The organism is Priestia sp. Y58 (assembly GCF_029522095.1).
GTDB classification, from domain to species: domain Bacteria; phylum Bacillota; class Bacilli; order Bacillales; family Bacillaceae_H; genus Priestia; species Priestia megaterium_E.
The window spans coordinates 692100-707908 of record NZ_JAKWFL010000001.1; the positions used below are offsets into that span (position 1 = coordinate 692100).

Sequence of the window (15809 nt, forward strand, 5' to 3'; positions counted from 1 at the left end):
ATGAGACGTCCATTCGTGAAACCACTTGTATATGGTCTAATCGGGTTAGGAGTCATTGGCTTTGCATTTACGTTGATTACAGATCCAGCTGTTTTATTACGTCAAGCAGGTTATATTTTTCTGTTTATCATTTTGTTTTACTTAGTTTATCGGTTTATTCTCCGCCCTTCTCAGACAAAAGGTCAAGATAGAGGCTATGTGCGCGCAGTAAAACAATCAAAACTGCGTCAAAAAGAAAAAGAGCGAGGAAGCAACAAAGTTGATATGCATACGTACCGAAGCTCAAATAAGCGCCCGGTATCCAAATCAACGAAACCGCTAAAGAAAAAGAAAAACAACTCACACTTGACCGTCATCGAAGGTAAAAAAGGAAAAAAGAAAAATAGAGCATTCTTTTAAAAAAACAAGGAGAAAAACCTCCTTGTTTTTTTAATAGCACCATTTTTTCAAAAATGCCCTTGTACGCTTTTTACCAAACGCAATCAGCTCTTCCTTCCGTTCTTCTGTGAGGGTAAATTCTGTCGCAAAAACTTGATTAACAGGCAAAAAGATAATATTTTTTTCGTGACGTTTTGAAATATGTCTTGCATCGTGCGCATCTTTCATCGTCTCAAAAAGCGCACTGAATAAACCAACGGCATTCTTAATTTTATTCCGTTCTCTTTCTTCGTCCTTCGGGCTCAACTTCACACCAATTACCGGTCGTTTCTTAAGACTTTTATCATCATCAAATAGAAAAATTGGAAAGTTGCTTAACACGCCCCCGTCGACTATTAAACTGCTTGGGGTAGATTTTAATTTAACTGGCTCAAAAAAATATGGAATGCTGCAGCTCATTCGAACGGCTCTTGCTACAGAAAAGCGATTCGGGTCGATTTGATATTTAGGCAAATCATCTGGAAGAACAAGCATCGTACTGTTGGTCAAATCTGAAGCAATAATACGCAGCGACTGATCAGGCAAATCAGCAAATGTACGAATTCCTCTGCTCCGCAATTTCTCAGCAATCCACTTCTCAAGCCTTTCTCCTTTATATAATCCCATTTTCCAATATAAAAACAGCCATTTTGTCAAGCTTGATGGTAAAAAAGACATTCTTTGATCTAAAAAAGACGATAACTCAATTTCATTCATCATTTCAACAATTTCTTCACTTGTATAACCGGCTGCTACAAATGCACAAATAATGGAACCCGCACTCGTTCCGGCTAACCGCCGAAAAATAAAGCCTTTTTCTTCTAGAGCTTGTAACGCGCCAATCAGTACAAGCCCTTTAATACCGCCACCTGAAAACACTCCGTCGACGTACACAGCCTCTCCTCCAAACTACCCACTCTACATTTGTAGTCAACTCAGCAACAAGTTATGATAAAAAGAAAAAAGCAGTGACGCTATTGGCCGCTGCTTTTTTCTTATAATTTTTGCTCTTCTTCATTTCGTTTTTGTACATTGCGAAGATCTTGAATACGGTTATGATTTTCTTCAAAGTATTGAACTAAATCTCCAATGCGATCAATGGAATTCCAGCTTAAATGATGTTCAATTCCTTCTACGTCATCATAAATATTTTTCTCATCTACGCCAATGATGCGCAGCAGCTGCTCTAAAAGCTCGTGGCGATAAACAAGACGCTTTCCAATCTTCTGTCCCTTAGCTGTTAAAACAAGGCCTCGATATTTTTCATAAATTAAGTACTCATCTTTGTCTAGTTTTTGAACCATCTTCGTTACAGATGAGGGGTGAACCGCCAATGCATCAGCAATATCAGACACTCGAGCGTATCCTTTATCTTCAATTAGCATATATATTTGTTCAATATAATCTTCCATACTCGGTGTAGGCATGAAATCTCCCCCAATTAATATTATGTATTGCTAATAATAAGTCATAAATGTCTGTTTCTTATAGTGATATCGTGTTCATGTTTAAGAATCTATGTGAAAAAAACGTGTAAATAAAGCGATGTCATAAGATAAAACTGGATAAAAGACATTCAATTAAAATCATACTACAATGCTTATTCAAATACAAGAACCGCTCGTTCCCGCTTCTTATTTATGCCCCATTTTCATACATAATAAAAGCCGACTCACTTGAGTCAGCTTTTACTAGTCAATGATGATTAAAAATTAAAGGCCGCATTTCAGCTGTGCACCACAGTTTGTACATGTGTTGCATCCGCCCATTTCTTCTACCGTTCCTTGACGGCAAACCGGACAAGTATTACCTACTTCAGAACCGATTGTTACATCAGTTGAACGAATTTCATTAATTGTATCAACTAACACAACGTGCGGTTTCGTTTCTTCTTTTGGCGCTTCAATTTCTTCATCAAACGTATTTTCTTCTGCTTTTAGCGTTAAGACTTGTGCATCACGGCTGCCGTCTACGTACACCGTACCGCCTTTTGCTCCGCCTTTATACAGACGCTCGTACACTTTTTGAACTTGCTCTACTGTGTAACCACGAGGAGCGTTTACTGTTTTACTAATTGAACTGTCAATCCAGCGCTGAATCACACATTGCACGTCCGCGTGAGCTTGTGGTGCAAGTTCCATAGCTGAAATGAACCATTCAGGAAGGTTGTTTGGATCTGCTTCTGGATGCTGATCTAAATACTCTTGAACGATATCAGCTTTTACTTCAATAAATTTACCTAAACGGCCGCTTCGGAAGTATGAGAATGAGAAATAAGGTTCAAGACCCGTTGATACTCCAACCATTGTTCCAGTACTGCCTGTTGGCGCTACTGTTAATAAATGAGAGTTTCGGATACCGTTCTCTTTAATGTTTTCACGAATATCTTCAGGCATTTTTTTCATGAAGCCTGTATTTGTAAATGCTTCACGTAAAGAAGCCGTTTCAGCATCTGTTTCGCCCACTAAGAACGGGAAGCTTCCTTTTTCTTTTCCAAGCTCTACAGACGCGCGGTAAGCTGTCGTTGCAATTGTTTCAAACACTTTATCTACTAACTCATTGCCTTTGTCAGAGCCGTACTCTGTCTCACAATAAATAAGAAGATCGTGAAGACCCATTACACCAAGGCCAACGCGGCGTTCGCCAAGCGCTTGTTTTTGGTTTTCTTCTAAGAAATAAGGAGTTGCATCAATAACGTTATCTTGCATTCTAACGCCTGTTTCAACCGTTTGACGTAACTTTTCAAAGTTAACAGTTTTCGTTTCTTTATCTGCCATTTGCGCTAAGTTAACAGCAGCTAAGTTGCAAACAGAGAATGGTGCAAGTGGTTGTTCCAAATTTGTTATCGTAAAGGCTTTTTATCCTCTACCTCTTACGCTTCATATTTACGTAAGTTCAGCATACGTTTTCGTTACAATTATTCAGCCATTTCTTTCAAGTACTCTTTCGGAGCTTTAAAATTGTAACGTTGCGGCCTCGTGGAAGCATTATAGTCTGTTATACAGGATCAGCTTCTATGCGTTGCCCCTGACTAAACCTTTACGTTTAGCCTTCGGTTCAGATTCCCATCTCAGGGTTCCTGCTTTATTCCGCAATGTTTTACATGAGGCAAACTATTCACCACATGGATTTGTTGCAACAACGTGCTGACCATATGCTTGAGCATTTGTCATGTCATTAGCATTGTCGAAGAAGAAAATGCCTGGTTCAGCTGAGTACGTTGCACAAATATTAATTAAGTTCCATAGCTCTTTTGCACGGATAGTACGATACGTACGAACTTTGTTTCCTTGTTTTGCCCATTCGCGCACATCGCCTACTTCGTGCCAGTTTTCATTGTAGTTAGCCATTTCTTCTTTTGAATAGCTTTCTACGTCTGGGAAGCGAAGTTCGTATTCTCCGTCGTTTTCAACAGCATCCATAAAATCTTTTGTTAAGCATACAGAAATGTTTGCTCCTGTTAAAAACTCTGAGTTATGAACGCTGTACGTTCCGCCTGTTTGCAGCTTTTCTTCTGCATCTTTGATGATTTTTTCACTGAATCCACCAAGACCCGGAATTTGTTTATAGTTAATGATTCCTTGGTACATCGCTTCTTCAGACTCTGTTAGCGGCGTGAACTTCAATTTATCTTGCGCATGTTTTTTAATCATTTCGTCATTTGTGTTTTCAATTAAGAAACGTAAAATGCGAGGGTTTTGCATTTTAGAAATAATAAATTCTACAATGTCAGGATGCCAGTCGGCAAGCATGATCATTTGGGCGCCCCTGCGCGACCCACCTTGCTCAACAAGATGCGTCAGTTTAGCAATATCATCTAACCATGAAACCGAACCAGATGATTTGCCGTTTACACCGCGAGCCAGCGTGTTGCGCGGGCGAAGAGTTGAACCATTCGTTCCAACACCGCCTCCACGGCTCATGATTTCCATTACTTGTTTGCGGTGTTCTGAAATACCTTCACGTGAATCTTTTACATAAGGCATTACATAACAGTTGAAGTACGTTACGTCCGTATCAGCACCTGCACCGTAAAGAACGCGGCCAGCTGGTACAAAGTTTAGCTGAACAAGCTCTTGATAGAACTTTTCAAACCACTCTTTGCGCTTTTCTTCTGTTTTTTCCACAGAAGCTAAGCCTGTTGCATTACGTTTTGCAATTTGCTCATAGAAGACTTCTAGAGGTTTTTCAATGACATCTAAAGAACGAGTAATTAATCCGTTTTCTGCTTCTTCAGGCGATAAAGCTCCTCTAAACTCATCTTCTACCTTGACAACAGCAGTTTTTTGCTCAAAATTAATGCTTTCCACATAGCCAAGTCCTCGTGCTGGAAATTTTGGATCTTCCTTTACGGTTAGAACAACAAAATCTCCTTCTGATAACGTTAATTTTTCCGTATCTTTAAACGCATAGCGGTCTAACATTACCAATCTTGAAACACCTTTATGAGTCAACTTCATATCCGGTGTAATCGGATGTACTTGCGGAAAGCGTTCAATATCTGAATTGAGCTTTTCAACATTCATATTCACTTTTTGATTTAACAAAACAGTCATTCTCACAACTCCTTACCTATCGAACATCTATAAATTTATTAACTCTATTTCCTTTTAAAGGAAATAGAGTTTTTCAATCAACTATCAATAACTTACCACACGGCTTGGACGAATTCAATATATAGTATTTGACACTTCTCCAAACATCTACATATAGAAGGGTGTCAAGTGAAATATTTTTTTTTTCGTAAAAAAAGTGTTTGACTTTTCTTCCCTATGTATTCTATTAGCCAAGCATTGTTTCTAAAAATCCCAATAAAAAGTGCAACTTATAAGAAGTTGCACTTTTATCTATTTCCCATGGGCATCCGTTTAGCGCTTAAAGTTCCATTCATCCGATCCGTACTTTGTGCGCGCTAGTTCTTCTACATATGCTTCCTCTTCTTCAGACAGTGTATACGGTTCTAAATCAATATCAAGAGCAGAAGCAAATCCTTTATAAAACGCTTCTTTTGCTTCTTCAATAGAGATTTTGCGGCCCGCAATTGCATTGATGGCTACCGCTTTAGAACGAAATGCGCGCTGCATTCTTTCTTTCACGCGATCATTTGGATAATTAAACACGCTGAATAATTTATCTTCATCAATCTCTAACAGAATAGAGCCGTGCTGTAGAATAACTCCTTTTTGTCTAGTTTGGGCACTTCCAGCAATCTTGCGGCCCTCTACAACTAGTTCATACCAAGAAGGAGCATCAAAGCACACGGACGAACGAGGGTTTTTTAAGCTATTTTTTTCTTCTTCTGAACGAGGAATAGCAAAATAAGCCTCGAGCCCTAACGAACGAAATCCTTCCAGTAAACCTTCAGAGATTACGCGGTATGCCTCTGTAACTGTCTTAGGCATGTTAGGATACTCTTCAGATACAATGACGCTGTAAGTAAGCTCTTCATCGTGAAGCACGCCCCTGCCGCCCGTTGGACGTCTTACAAAGCCTAGTCCTAATTCTTTTACTTTATCAAAGTTAATTTCTTTTTCAGCTTTTTGAAAATAACCGATTGACAGCGTTGGAGGGTTCCATCCGTAAAAACGAATCGTAGGTGGAATTTCTCCTTTACTATGCCATTCTAATAACGCTTCATCTAACGCCATATTGTAATAAGGCGAACGGTTGTTGGAATCAATAAATCTCCACTTTGCTTTCATCTACCTCATCCTCAGCTATATGTAATATAAAAAATAAATCCGTTTTTTAGTCTACCAAAAGATTGAGCTAAGGAAAAGCAAAGAGCAACATAAAACTGTGAATTCAAATGTGGTAGTTTTTTCATTTCCGGGAAGAAATCCGCTAGATTCAAGGCAAAATCGCTTTACTTCTAATTTCATTCACTTATATAATAAGAGTATGGATTTTGTCGAAGAAAGGAAGAATCAGCATGTCAGCAATTACAGCAGTACTCATTTTACTTGGAGTAATCATCATATACTCTGTCGTTATGTTCTTTGTCCAACGTCGCATTATGAAAACGTTAACTGAAGAAGAATTCCGCAGCGGCTACCGCAAGGCACAGCTAGTTGATATTCGTGAACCGAATGAATTCGAAAACGGACATATTTTAGGCGCACGAAATATTCCTCTGTCACAGTTCCGTATGCGCATTAAAGAATTTCGTCCAGATCAGCCTGTCTACATCTATTGTCAAAGCGGAATGCGCACAGGACGCGCAGCACAAATGCTTCGTCGCCACGGTGTTCAAGAAATCTATGATTTAAAAGGCGGCTTCAAAATGTGGAACGGTAAAGTGAAAAAGAAAAAATAATGGTATGTATATAGAAAAACCTCGCCTTTGGGCGAGGTTTTTTGTTAGACGTTTTGAACAGCCTGTTCTTTCTGATAACGAAGCACTGGCTTTCTCGCTGCCAGCGTTTCGTCAAGGCGCTTCACAACCGTTGTATGGGGAGCTTCCTGTACGACTTCAGGCGTTTCTTCTGCTTCTTTTGCAATTTGAATCATCGCATCGATAAACGCATCTAGCGTTTCTTTCGACTCTGTTTCCGTTGGTTCGATCATCATGCACTCTTCTACGATAAGCGGGAAGTAGATCGTCGGCGGATGATAGCCAAAATCAAGCAGTCGTTTCGCGATATCCAATGTGCGTACGCCAAGCTTTTTCTGACGTTTTCCTGATAAAACAAATTCGTGCTTACAGTGACGGTCAAACGGCAGCTCATAGTGCTCTGCTAAACGACGCATCATATAGTTGGCATTTAACACAGCATTTTCTGTTACGGCTTTTAAGCCGTCTGGACCCATTGAACGAATATACGTATAAGCGCGAACGTTGATGCCGAAGTTTCCGTAAAACGGCTTTACGCGTCCAATTGACTGAGGACGGTTATAGTCAAAGTGATAGCCTTGTTCTGTTTTCACAAGCACTGGTTTAGGCAAATAAGGAATTAAATCTGCTTTTACCCCTACCGGACCAGAACCAGGACCGCCTCCTCCATGAGGGCCTGTAAACGTTTTATGAAGGTTTAAATGAACCACGTCAAACCCCATATCTCCAGGACGGGCTTTACTTAATACTGCGTTTAAATTTGCACCGTCATAATAAAGCTTTCCACCTGCTGCGTGAACAATTTCAGCCATTTCTAAAATATCTTCTTCAAATAACCCTAGCGTATTTGGGTTTGTTAACATTAAAGCGGCTGTATCTTCTCCTACTACGCGGCGTAAATCCTCTAAGTCCACTAAACCATGTTCGTTTGATTTTACCGTTACCGTTTCAAATCCCGCAACTGTTGCCGAAGCCGGGTTCGTTCCGTGAGCTGAGTCTGGAACAATGACTTTTGTTCGCTGCGTCTCACCATTTGCTTCGTGATAGGCACGAATCATCATAAGCCCGGTCCACTCGCCGTGAGCACCTGCTGCTGGCTGAAGCGTTACTTCATCCATTCCTGTGATTTCTGTTAAATGCTCTTGTAAATCATATAAAAGTTCGAGAGCACCTTGAACCGTTTGCTCATCTTGAAGCGGATGGATGTGCGCAAAACCAGCAATGCGTGCTGCTTGTTCGTTCACTTTTGGATTATATTTCATCGTACATGAACCAAGCGGATAAAATCCTGAATCCACTCCGTGATTTCGTTTTGAAAGCGCGGTGTAATGACGCATAATATCGAGTTCTGATACTTCAGGAAGCTCAGGCGCTTCGGTACGCACATACGCTTTTCCAAGCAGTTCTTCAGCATTAACTTTTGGCACATCTAACTCAGGCAATGAATAGCCGATTCGTCCTTCTTTACTGCTTTCAAAAATAAGTGATTGATTTTGATTAAGCATGAAGATCCCCCAATTCATTTACAAGTTGGTCAATTTCCTCTTTTGTACGGAGCTCTGTAAAAGCAAGCAGCATGTGATTTTCAAGCTCTTGGTTATCACGGCTAAGATCATAACCGCCAATTATTTTTGAAGCTAATAACTGACTGTTTGCTTCTGTTACCGAAACAGGAAGCTTCACGACTAATTCATTAAAAAACGGTCCTTCATATGCTACATTTACCCCTTTTGCCTTTAACTCTTCATATGCATAATGCGCTTTTGATAAATTTTGCAGCGCCATTTCTTTTACACCTTGCTTGCCTAAAGCTGTCATGGCAACTGATGCCGCTAAAGCATTTAACGCTTGATTTGAACAAATGTTAGAAGTCGCTTTATCGCGGCGTATATGCTGTTCACGTGCTTGAAGGGTTAAAACAAACCCTCGCTTACCGTTTTCATCTACTGTTTGCCCTACTAATCGTCCTGGGATTTTTCGCATAAGCTTAGACGTAGTTGCAAAGTATCCGCAGTGCGGGCCTCCAAATTGACTTGGAATACCAAATGGCTGTGCATCTCCAATGACAATATCAGCTCCGAATTCTCCAGGAGGCGTAAGTAAACCTAATGATAAAGGATTGCTTGAAACCACAAACATGCATTTTTCTTGATGGGTAATTTCTTCAATTTCTTTTAACGGCTCGATTTGTCCGTAGAAATTTGGATACTGGACAATAACAGCTGCCACGTCACTCCCCATCTCTTTTTCTAACGCAATCATATCTGTTACTCCGTCTGCTGCAGGGATTTCTACCACTTCAATGTATTGACCCTTCGCATACGTTTTTAACACATCTTTTGACTCAGGGTGAACAGCCGCAGAGACAAGTACTTTTTTCTTTTTTGTTTGACCTGCACTGAGCATAGCGGCTTCTGCTAAAGCAGTTCCTCCGTCATACATAGAAGAATTAGCCACGTCCATCCCCGTTAACTCACAAATCATTGTTTGAAATTCAAAGATGGCCTGAAGTTCTCCTTGAGAAATTTCTGGTTGATACGGAGTATAGGCCGTATAAAATTCCGAACGAGAAATAACATGATCAACAATAACCGGCATGTAATGATCGTAAACTCCTGCTCCTAAAAAAGAAGCATAGTCTTTTAAATGAGCATTTTTAGCAGCCATACTATTTAATTCTTTTAACAGCTGAGGCTCTGAAGCCGCTTTTTTAATATTGTATTCTCCTTGAAAACGAACGCGCTGCGGAATATCTGAAAATAAATCCTCAACAGATGAAACACCAATTGCTGCTAACATTTGCTGCTGATCTTGTTCTGTCATTGGTAAATAGCGATGTAACATGTTAAATTCCTCCCCAAAGCTTACTTTGAACGTTTATAAAAAGGTGTTGAAACTACTTTTGCTTTTAAGCGTTTTTTCCGAACCTGCACTTCCACTTCTTGACCAAGCTCTGTATACTCTGCTGACAATAGTGCTAGACCGATGTTTTTCTTTAATGTCGGTGACTGTGTACCTGTTGTCACAAATCCAATTTGTTCTTCATCTGCAAATACTTCGTAACCGTGTCTTGGTATACCTTTATCAATCATTTCAATTCCTACCAGCTTACGAGGTGCCCCGCTTTCACGCTGTTCTTTTAACACTTCTTTTCCAATAAAGCTGTCTTTGTTCGTCTTTACTGCAAATCCAATTCGAGCTTCAATGGGCGTAATATCTTTTGAAAGCTCTTGGCCATATAAAGCCAAAGTAGCTTCAAAACGAAGCGTATCGCGAGCTCCTAATCCGCAAGGCAACACACCTTCATCACTGCCTGCTTCTAAGATAGCCGTCCACAAGTGAGCGGCGTCAGCTGAAGAACAATAAATTTCAAAGCCATCTTCCCCGGTGTACCCAGTACGTGAAACGAGAGCTTTTACATTCGCTACTTCTACATCATTAGCAAATGTAAATGGCTTTAATAAAGATAAATTTTCGTTCGTTAAAGTTTGTAAAACTTTTTCTGCTACAGGACCTTGTAAAGCTAGCTGCGCAGTTTCACCAGATTGATTAACGAGCGTTACATCTCCTTGTTTGTGAGACACCAGCCACTCATAGTCTTTTTGAATATTAGCAGCGTTTACGACTAGCAAATACTCTTGATCTGCTTTTTTATAAATCAGCAAATCATCTACCGTGCCTCCGTCTTCATAACACATAGCCGTATACTGCGCTTTTCCATCTACGAGGGTAGAAACGTCATTTGTCATCGTGTGCTGAAGAAAAGCTAAGCTATCAGCTCCTGTTACAAGAATTTCTCCCATATGAGAGACATCAAAAAGGCCTGCCTTTGTACGTACAGCTTCATGCTCTTCTTTAATAGAAGAAAATTGAACGGGAAGAGCCCATCCGCCAAAATCAATTGTTTTGGCACCATATTTTTGATAGGTATCATAAAGCGGCGTTTTGTGTAATTCTGTTGTCATATTTATGTCCTCCTCTTTTTCACGTGAAACTTTTCATAACGGGGAGTTTTCAAATAGTGTGGGGATCACTATGTATCCAAACAAAAAAGGACAGAAAACCCCCTACTGTATTTAGTAGGAAGTCTCTGTCCTTTTCACCTGAAAGTTTACCTATAAACGAATAGGTTTGCCTCGTGGGTGGTCTATAAACGCATAGACACTCTCCAGAGCTGCGTCAAACAAGAGTCTTTTTGCCTGAGAGATTCACAATTTTATTGCTTGCTCCTTCGGCGCTACATTCAAGTAGTCTCTCCCCGTGTCGTCATTCGCTTCTATAAAGTTGGTAAAGTTGGGCATACTACTGAAAGATGTATCTATCTTTATTCACACAATCATTTGTAAAGTGCTAATCTATTTTCTTTTTCAAATTTTCTAAATATATTTTTATCCTACCTGATTCTTATCATTTGTTCAATAAAAATTTTTTACAAAGGAGCATTTTTATCATGAAAGTGAAATTAAACATCGATGAAACATGGGAAGCAGCCTTCTCAACTAAATTGGAGCAAGACGGCCCTTGGTCTGCATGGGATTTGTATAAACTTGCCTATGAAATAGAAGACCAAACGCTTATCTCAGAATTTGAAGGACTGCAAAGCCCAAAACATCTAGCTGATTTAACTCCGCTTCCTCATCAGCTCGAAGTGGCCAAACAAGTAGTTGAAACAATGAATGGGAAAGCCATTTTAGCAGATGAAGTAGGACTGGGAAAAACGATTGAAGCAGGGTTAATTTTGAAGGAATATATGATTCGCGGACTTGTTAAAAAAGTTCTCATTTTAGTTCCAGCTTCGCTTGTTTCACAGTGGGCTATAGAATTGAATCAAAAATTTTATATTCCCGCAGTCCCTCAAAGAAAATCATATGTGTGGGATCAGTGCGACATCGTTGTGTCTTCAATTGATACAGCAAAACGTTCTCCTCATCGAGAAATTGTGCTAGAACAAGACTACGACCTCATTATCATTGATGAAGCTCATAAACTTAAAAACAACAAAACAAAAAACTATGAATTTGTGCAAAGTCTAAAAAAGAAATTTTGTCTGTTGCTAACCGCAACACCGATTCAAAATCGAATTGAAGAAATTTTTAACTTAGTCTCTCTTTTAAAGCCTGGCCATCTCGGTAATAAAGACTATTTCGAAGAATTATTTTCCGCTAAAAAACGCTCTTTGCAAAACGATGAACACTTAAAAGAGCTTGTTAACAAAGTTATGATTCGAAATCGCCGCCACGATACGGGTATCGAATGGACGAAGCGAATTGTTCAAACCATTCCTGTTGAATTCTCGCCAAAAGAACGGGAGCTGTACGATGCGATTACATCTTTTAAAGGAAACGGACTCCACCCTTCAAGCGCTTTTTCAATTTTAACCCTGCAGCGAGAGGCCTGCAGCAGCCGCGAAGCGGTGTATATGACATTAAAAAACATGCTGGAACGTCAGGAAGATCAAAACAGCGCATTAACGGAACATATGATTACGCCGTTAATGGAACTACTTCAGCAAGTGCCGCAAAATGCAAAAGCAGAAAAAGTGCTAGAGCTCGTTCAGAAAATTGATGATAAAGTCATTATTTTTACTGAGTACCGAGCAACTCAACTGTATTTACAGTGGTATTTAAAACAGCATGGAATTACCTCTGTACCTTTTAGAGGCGGATTTAAGCGAGGTAAAAAAGACTGGATGAAGCAGCTTTTTGAAAGCCACGCGCAAGTATTTATTGCCACTGAAGCAGGCGGAGAAGGAATCAACCTTCAGTTTTGTCATCATATCATTAACTATGATCTACCGTGGAATCCAATGCGTCTAGAACAGCGAATTGGAAGGGTCCATCGTTTAGGTCAAAAACATGATGTTCACATTTACAATTTAGCCATTCAACATACGGTCGAAGAACATATTTTAAAATTACTGTACGAAAAAATAAACCTTTTTGAACGAGTTGTTGGAGAGCTAGATGATATTTTAACAAAGCTTGATTTAAAAAATATCGAAGAGCATATTCAGGATATTTTATTTCATTCACGGAGTGAAGGAGAAATAAAAATCAAAATGGAGAACTTGACGTCTATTATTCAATACGAAGACAGCGAGGAGGATCAGCATGCAGCAAACTGATATTCATCAATTTTTAAAGCGTTATTTTCTAGCTAATAATTGTTCTATTGTCACAGAAACATCGTCTTACCTGACGGTTCAATTAACGATTGAACTCGATAAAGAATTGATGAATCGTCCATTTTATTGGCACTATATCGAAAAGACGGGAGGAGAAGCAACTCCTGCTTCGCTCACTTTCATTACAGACCCAGCATTTGAAGACGATTCCGTTCAAGGAGAACGAATTCATTTCGGTTCACCTAGACTGCACCAAATTTTCGCTTCTACTCAAAAACTAGGCGGGTTTATTCACTTGTATGAACAAGTTGCATCAGCTCAGCCAACGAATCAGCCTTTGCACCCTTGGCTTGCATTAAATATTAAAGTCTCGTACAAATGCGATCGTAAAAAAGATGAGCTCTTGTCGCTTGGCATTAATTTAATCAATGGACAAATTATTGAATCATTTCACGAATTAATCATTAATCAAAATCTGTCATCTAAAATCTCAGACTATTGCTTTACTCTCTCACCTTTTATTAAACCTAAAAGTGCCATCGCACGACTCACATCATATGTGACTGACTATGTTAAAACTCAGCCAACTGAATGGGCTGAAAAAGCTCAAGAGAGATGGTATGAAGACTTAGCGCTTCTTGATCATTTTTACGAAACAGCAGAAGAGCTGCCAGAAATATATATGACCGAAAAAACAGCGCTTCAAGAACTGTACGAGCCGACTATCTTGTTTAAGTTTATAAACGGTGGCTTATTTTACATATCGCCTGAAACGATGTCTCTTCAATTTAACAAAACACAAGCCGGTTAAAAAAAAGATGAGCATATGATATGCTCATCTTTCTTTTTTCTTTCGATACCACAGCATAAACGACAGCGGAATCATTCCAAACCATCTGTTTGCAAAAGGTGCTCGCTCTTCTTTTTTTTGAATCTTTTTCGTTTTCCTCTCTTCTTTTGGCTGATCCATATATTGTACAAATTGCTGAGTCATATATTTTACATAATCATTCGTTTTCATATAATCATCTCCTCAGCACTATTATATCCGGAGAGAAAGAGACTTAATCCGTCCACTTTACAATGTGCTGATCCTTTTTTTGAATATATGCCGTTTCCGTCAATGCTCTTCCTTGCAATGTTTGACACTTTATTTTTAGAATAATCATCTGTTCATCTTCACTTACTACTTCGTATGAAACCGTACCAGTTTCTAATACTAAAGATGCAAATGGAGATTTATTACGTTCTTTTATTTCTTTTTTTACATGTACAACCGCGTTTTCTAAAAGATGCTGCAGACGATTTTTCTGCTCTACTTCTTGATAAAATGAACTTTTCGTCACAAAATAAGTGGTTTGCTGAGCTACTAACAGAAGAAAAAGCGCACAAAATGCCAAAACAACCGGGAGAATAAATCCTTGCTCATTATGTTTCATAAGCAAACATCAAAAACGTCGTAATGGTTTCTTCTCTAACTTTGTTAACACCGTCTGTTGAACGAATCAACAGCCTTTCTTTTTGCTGTTCATACATAATATTCTTAATGTGCTGCAGCACAACTTCATGACCACTTTCATCCACTCGTCTTCTTATCTTGTCTTCGTAGCGTTCATAAGTGATGATCTGATTATTTTCCATTTTCAACGTAAGCGTAGTCGCATGAATTCCCACTTCTTTTGCTTCTCGATATTCCATCGCAAGTTGATTTACAAAGATTTCCCACTCCATTTCATTCATACTAAAGTCCGGATTATATGTTTGCTTAGCTAGCGGAATGATAATGGGGAAAAATGAAACAATGATCAAAAAAAGAGTAAAACTGACTAACATCTCTATAAGCGTAAAACCTTTTTCCCTTTTCACTTCAACATCACATCACACTTCTTTTTCATTTTCTCAGCGGAATCTGTCCATTCTACACAAAGCTTTTGAGCACTTTCTCCGTCCCACTTCAGATAAAACGCAACGTTTTCTTTTACGATTTTTTCTCGCCGTTTATATCCTGCTTCATATTTATATTTCAATAGCTCTTCGTGCAAGATAGCATCAGCTTGATACGAAACATATTGCTTCTTTTCTGCTTCCTTCATCTGAACATACAAAGGAATAATTGTACCGGTTAGGAGTAAAAGCATACTAAATGAAACAAGCATTTCTAACAAGGTGTAGCCCTGCTGACCCTTACATCTTGTCCACATAAAAACGCCCTCTGCCTATTTGAAAAGTAACTTTATATTTAAATTTTTGATTGCTGATAAAAATGGTCTTTGCTTGAGAAATATTGCCGTTTTTGTTGTATTGTATCGTGGAATTGCCGCTTCCAAATGTGATATGAATGGTGGAGTCATAGGCGCGCTTATAAAGAACGGCACGAGAATCAGAAATAATATATTCTGTTCCCTTCGGTGCGAAGTTAATTTTAATTGGAGATTCTCGGTTCATGGCTGTCTGCTGCACATAAAACGTGTCGCTTTGCAGCTGTCGCAAGAATAGTGTGATTTTGTAATATTCCACAAGCGGTCGAATAGCTACAATAATGGAAAACATCATCACTTGCACAATAAATAAAACCATCAGCATCTCAATGAGGGTAAACCCTTTTTGCTTAAGAAGAACCACTAGCTGTAACCTTTCCGGTACCGTCAATTTGAATAGCTTGGCCATTTGGACACACGGTGCCTTCTTTTAAGTAGCCTCCTGCTTCAAGCTCTTCTAGACTTGGTTTTTCGCCATTTTCAAGTTCGTATACTTGTACCTCAGCCTCTACGGTTTTGACAAGAGCTGAGCAGCCTTTGTTGTTAATAACCGTATTATGCTTTAATACATTTGGAATCATAATGAGCAAAAGCACGGTAATAACGAGCATAACAATGAGCATTTCAATAAGGGTAAATCCTTTATCACCTTTTAGAATCATACTCTTTCACCTTT

Annotated in this window: 16 protein-coding genes, 2 pseudogenes and 1 riboswitch; of the genes and pseudogenes, 4 read left to right on the plus strand and 14 right to left on the minus strand. The window is 39.2% G+C overall.

The window, feature by feature from the left end; translation table 11 throughout:
• Complete coding sequence (locus MMB68_RS03640) at positions 1 to 399, plus strand: SA1362 family protein (RefSeq protein WP_013059160.1); 399 nt, start codon at positions 1 to 3, stop codon at positions 397 to 399.
• Positions 400 to 429: 30 nt separating this feature from the next.
• Here MMB68_RS03640 and MMB68_RS03645 read toward each other — a convergent pair whose 3' ends face one another.
• The 5 genes and pseudogenes from MMB68_RS03645 to MMB68_RS03665 all read right to left on the minus strand — a co-directional run bounded on the left by MMB68_RS03645 (position 430) and on the right by MMB68_RS03665 (position 6119).
• Complete coding sequence (locus MMB68_RS03645; protein WP_264408567.1) at positions 430 to 1311, minus strand: patatin-like phospholipase family protein; 882 nt, start codon at positions 1309 to 1311, stop codon at positions 430 to 432.
• A gap of 101 nt (positions 1312 to 1412) precedes the next feature.
• Positions 1413 to 1844 carry a transcriptional regulator MntR gene (mntR, locus tag MMB68_RS03650; RefSeq protein ID WP_013085004.1) on the minus strand — a complete coding sequence of 144 codons (432 nt, stop codon included), beginning with the start codon at positions 1842 to 1844 and terminating at the stop codon, positions 1413 to 1415.
• 285 nt (positions 1845 to 2129) lie between these two features.
• A pseudogene (locus MMB68_RS03655) lies at positions 2130 to 3251 on the minus strand (ribonucleoside-diphosphate reductase); the annotation flags it as partial.
• Positions 3252 to 3536: 285 nt separating this feature from the next.
• Positions 3537 to 4973 (minus strand): annotated as a pseudogene (locus MMB68_RS03660) (vitamin B12-dependent ribonucleotide reductase); the annotation flags it as partial.
• Positions 4974 to 5285: 312 nt separating this feature from the next.
• On the minus strand, positions 5286 to 6119 hold the full coding sequence (locus tag MMB68_RS03665) for a lipoate--protein ligase family protein (RefSeq protein ID WP_013085005.1): 834 nt from the start codon (positions 6117 to 6119) through the stop codon (positions 5286 to 5288).
• Positions 6120 to 6349: 230 nt separating this feature from the next.
• Here MMB68_RS03665 and MMB68_RS03670 point away from each other — a divergent pair, with 230 nt between their 5' ends.
• Complete coding sequence (locus MMB68_RS03670) at positions 6350 to 6733, plus strand: rhodanese-like domain-containing protein (protein WP_013085006.1); 384 nt, start codon at positions 6350 to 6352, stop codon at positions 6731 to 6733.
• A gap of 44 nt (positions 6734 to 6777) precedes the next feature.
• Here MMB68_RS03670 and gcvPB read toward each other — a convergent pair whose 3' ends face one another.
• From gcvPB to gcvT, 3 genes are read right to left on the minus strand one after another with little or no spacing between them, the layout of a single operon-like run.
• Positions 6778 to 8256 carry an aminomethyl-transferring glycine dehydrogenase subunit GcvPB gene (gene gcvPB / locus MMB68_RS03675; protein ID WP_050689212.1) on the minus strand — a complete coding sequence of 493 codons (1479 nt, stop codon included), beginning with the start codon at positions 8254 to 8256 and terminating at the stop codon, positions 6778 to 6780.
• Positions 8249 to 9595, minus strand: a complete 1347-nt coding sequence (gene gcvPA / locus MMB68_RS03680; RefSeq protein ID WP_221784565.1) for an aminomethyl-transferring glycine dehydrogenase subunit GcvPA — start codon at positions 9593 to 9595, stop codon at positions 8249 to 8251. Before gcvPA ends, gcvPB begins: the two co-directional genes overlap by 8 nt.
• 20 nt (positions 9596 to 9615) lie before the next feature.
• On the minus strand, positions 9616 to 10716 hold the full coding sequence (gcvT, locus tag MMB68_RS03685; protein WP_221784566.1) for a glycine cleavage system aminomethyltransferase GcvT: 1101 nt from the start codon (positions 10714 to 10716) through the stop codon (positions 9616 to 9618).
• A gap of 212 nt (positions 10717 to 10928) precedes the next feature.
• A riboswitch (glycine riboswitch) is annotated at positions 10929 to 11021 on the minus strand.
• Between the two features lie 180 nt (positions 11022 to 11201).
• Here gcvT and MMB68_RS03690 point away from each other — a divergent pair.
• Together MMB68_RS03690 and MMB68_RS03695 are read left to right on the plus strand one after the other, a co-directional pair.
• Positions 11202 to 12875: a DEAD/DEAH box helicase gene (locus tag MMB68_RS03690; RefSeq protein WP_153254569.1), complete on the plus strand. Its 1674-nt coding sequence runs from the start codon at positions 11202 to 11204 to the stop codon at positions 12873 to 12875.
• The gene (locus MMB68_RS03695; protein ID WP_221784567.1) at positions 12862 to 13686 is read left to right on the plus strand and encodes a YqhG family protein; all 825 of its coding nucleotides are present in this window, start codon (positions 12862 to 12864) and stop codon (positions 13684 to 13686) included. The genes MMB68_RS03690 and MMB68_RS03695 overlap by 14 nt, the downstream gene beginning before the upstream one ends.
• 24 nt (positions 13687 to 13710) lie before the next feature.
• On the opposite strand, the gene MMB68_RS03700 is transcribed toward MMB68_RS03695, so the two are convergent.
• The 6 genes from MMB68_RS03700 to comGC are packed head-to-tail and all read right to left on the minus strand — an operon-like array spanning position 13711 to position 15795.
• Positions 13711 to 13896: a YqzE family protein gene (locus tag MMB68_RS03700; protein WP_013059170.1), complete on the minus strand. Its 186-nt coding sequence runs from the start codon at positions 13894 to 13896 to the stop codon at positions 13711 to 13713.
• A 43-nt stretch (positions 13897 to 13939) separates the two neighbouring features.
• Positions 13940 to 14314 carry a competence type IV pilus minor pilin ComGG gene (comGG, locus tag MMB68_RS03705; protein ID WP_221784568.1) on the minus strand — a complete coding sequence of 125 codons (375 nt, stop codon included), beginning with the start codon at positions 14312 to 14314 and terminating at the stop codon, positions 13940 to 13942.
• On the minus strand, positions 14304 to 14741 hold the full coding sequence (gene comGF / locus MMB68_RS03710) for a competence type IV pilus minor pilin ComGF (RefSeq protein ID WP_264408568.1): 438 nt from the start codon (positions 14739 to 14741) through the stop codon (positions 14304 to 14306). Before comGF ends, comGG begins: the two co-directional genes overlap by 11 nt.
• A complete protein-coding gene (locus tag MMB68_RS03715; protein ID WP_028410645.1) occupies positions 14738 to 15076 on the minus strand; it encodes a type II secretion system protein in 339 nt (112 codons plus the stop codon). Before MMB68_RS03715 ends, comGF begins: the two co-directional genes overlap by 4 nt.
• A complete protein-coding gene (comGD, locus tag MMB68_RS03720; RefSeq protein WP_223260330.1) occupies positions 15060 to 15542 on the minus strand; it encodes a competence type IV pilus minor pilin ComGD in 483 nt (160 codons plus the stop codon). The genes MMB68_RS03715 and comGD overlap by 17 nt, the downstream gene beginning before the upstream one ends.
• Positions 15484 to 15795, minus strand: coding sequence for a competence type IV pilus major pilin ComGC (comGC, locus tag MMB68_RS03725; protein ID WP_013059175.1), 312 nt, complete (start codon positions 15793 to 15795; stop codon positions 15484 to 15486). Before comGC ends, comGD begins: the two co-directional genes overlap by 59 nt.
• Positions 15796 to 15809: the final 14 nt, after the last annotated feature.

Coding starts and splice junctions, on each gene's coding strand:
- gcvPB (WP_050689212.1), bottom strand. CDS start 8,256: ATGCTTAATCAAAATCAATCACTTATTTTTGAAAGCAGTAAAGAAGGA.
- gcvT (WP_221784566.1), bottom strand. CDS start 10,716: ATGACAACAGAATTACACAAAACGCCGCTTTATGATACCTATCAAAAA.
- comGC (WP_013059175.1), bottom strand. CDS start 15,795: ATGATTCTAAAAGGTGATAAAGGATTTACCCTTATTGAAATGCTCATT.
- MMB68_RS03690 (WP_153254569.1), top strand. CDS start 11,202: ATGAAAGTGAAATTAAACATCGATGAAACATGGGAAGCAGCCTTCTCA.
- MMB68_RS03670 (WP_013085006.1), top strand. CDS start 6,350: ATGTCAGCAATTACAGCAGTACTCATTTTACTTGGAGTAATCATCATA.
- MMB68_RS03715 (WP_028410645.1), bottom strand. CDS start 15,076: ATGTGGACAAGATGTAAGGGTCAGCAGGGCTACACCTTGTTAGAAATG.
- MMB68_RS03665 (WP_013085005.1), bottom strand. CDS start 6,119: ATGAAAGCAAAGTGGAGATTTATTGATTCCAACAACCGTTCGCCTTAT.
- comGG (WP_221784568.1), bottom strand. CDS start 14,314: ATGAAACATAATGAGCAAGGATTTATTCTCCCGGTTGTTTTGGCATTT.
- mntR (WP_013085004.1), bottom strand. CDS start 1,844: ATGCCTACACCGAGTATGGAAGATTATATTGAACAAATATATATGCTA.
- MMB68_RS03640 (WP_013059160.1), top strand. CDS start 1: ATGAGACGTCCATTCGTGAAACCACTTGTATATGGTCTAATCGGGTTA.
- MMB68_RS03700 (WP_013059170.1), bottom strand. CDS start 13,896: ATGAAAACGAATGATTATGTAAAATATATGACTCAGCAATTTGTACAA.
- MMB68_RS03695 (WP_221784567.1), top strand. CDS start 12,862: ATGCAGCAAACTGATATTCATCAATTTTTAAAGCGTTATTTTCTAGCT.
- comGD (WP_223260330.1), bottom strand. CDS start 15,542: ATGGCCAAGCTATTCAAATTGACGGTACCGGAAAGGTTACAGCTAGTG.
- gcvPA (WP_221784565.1), bottom strand. CDS start 9,595: ATGTTACATCGCTATTTACCAATGACAGAACAAGATCAGCAGCAAATG.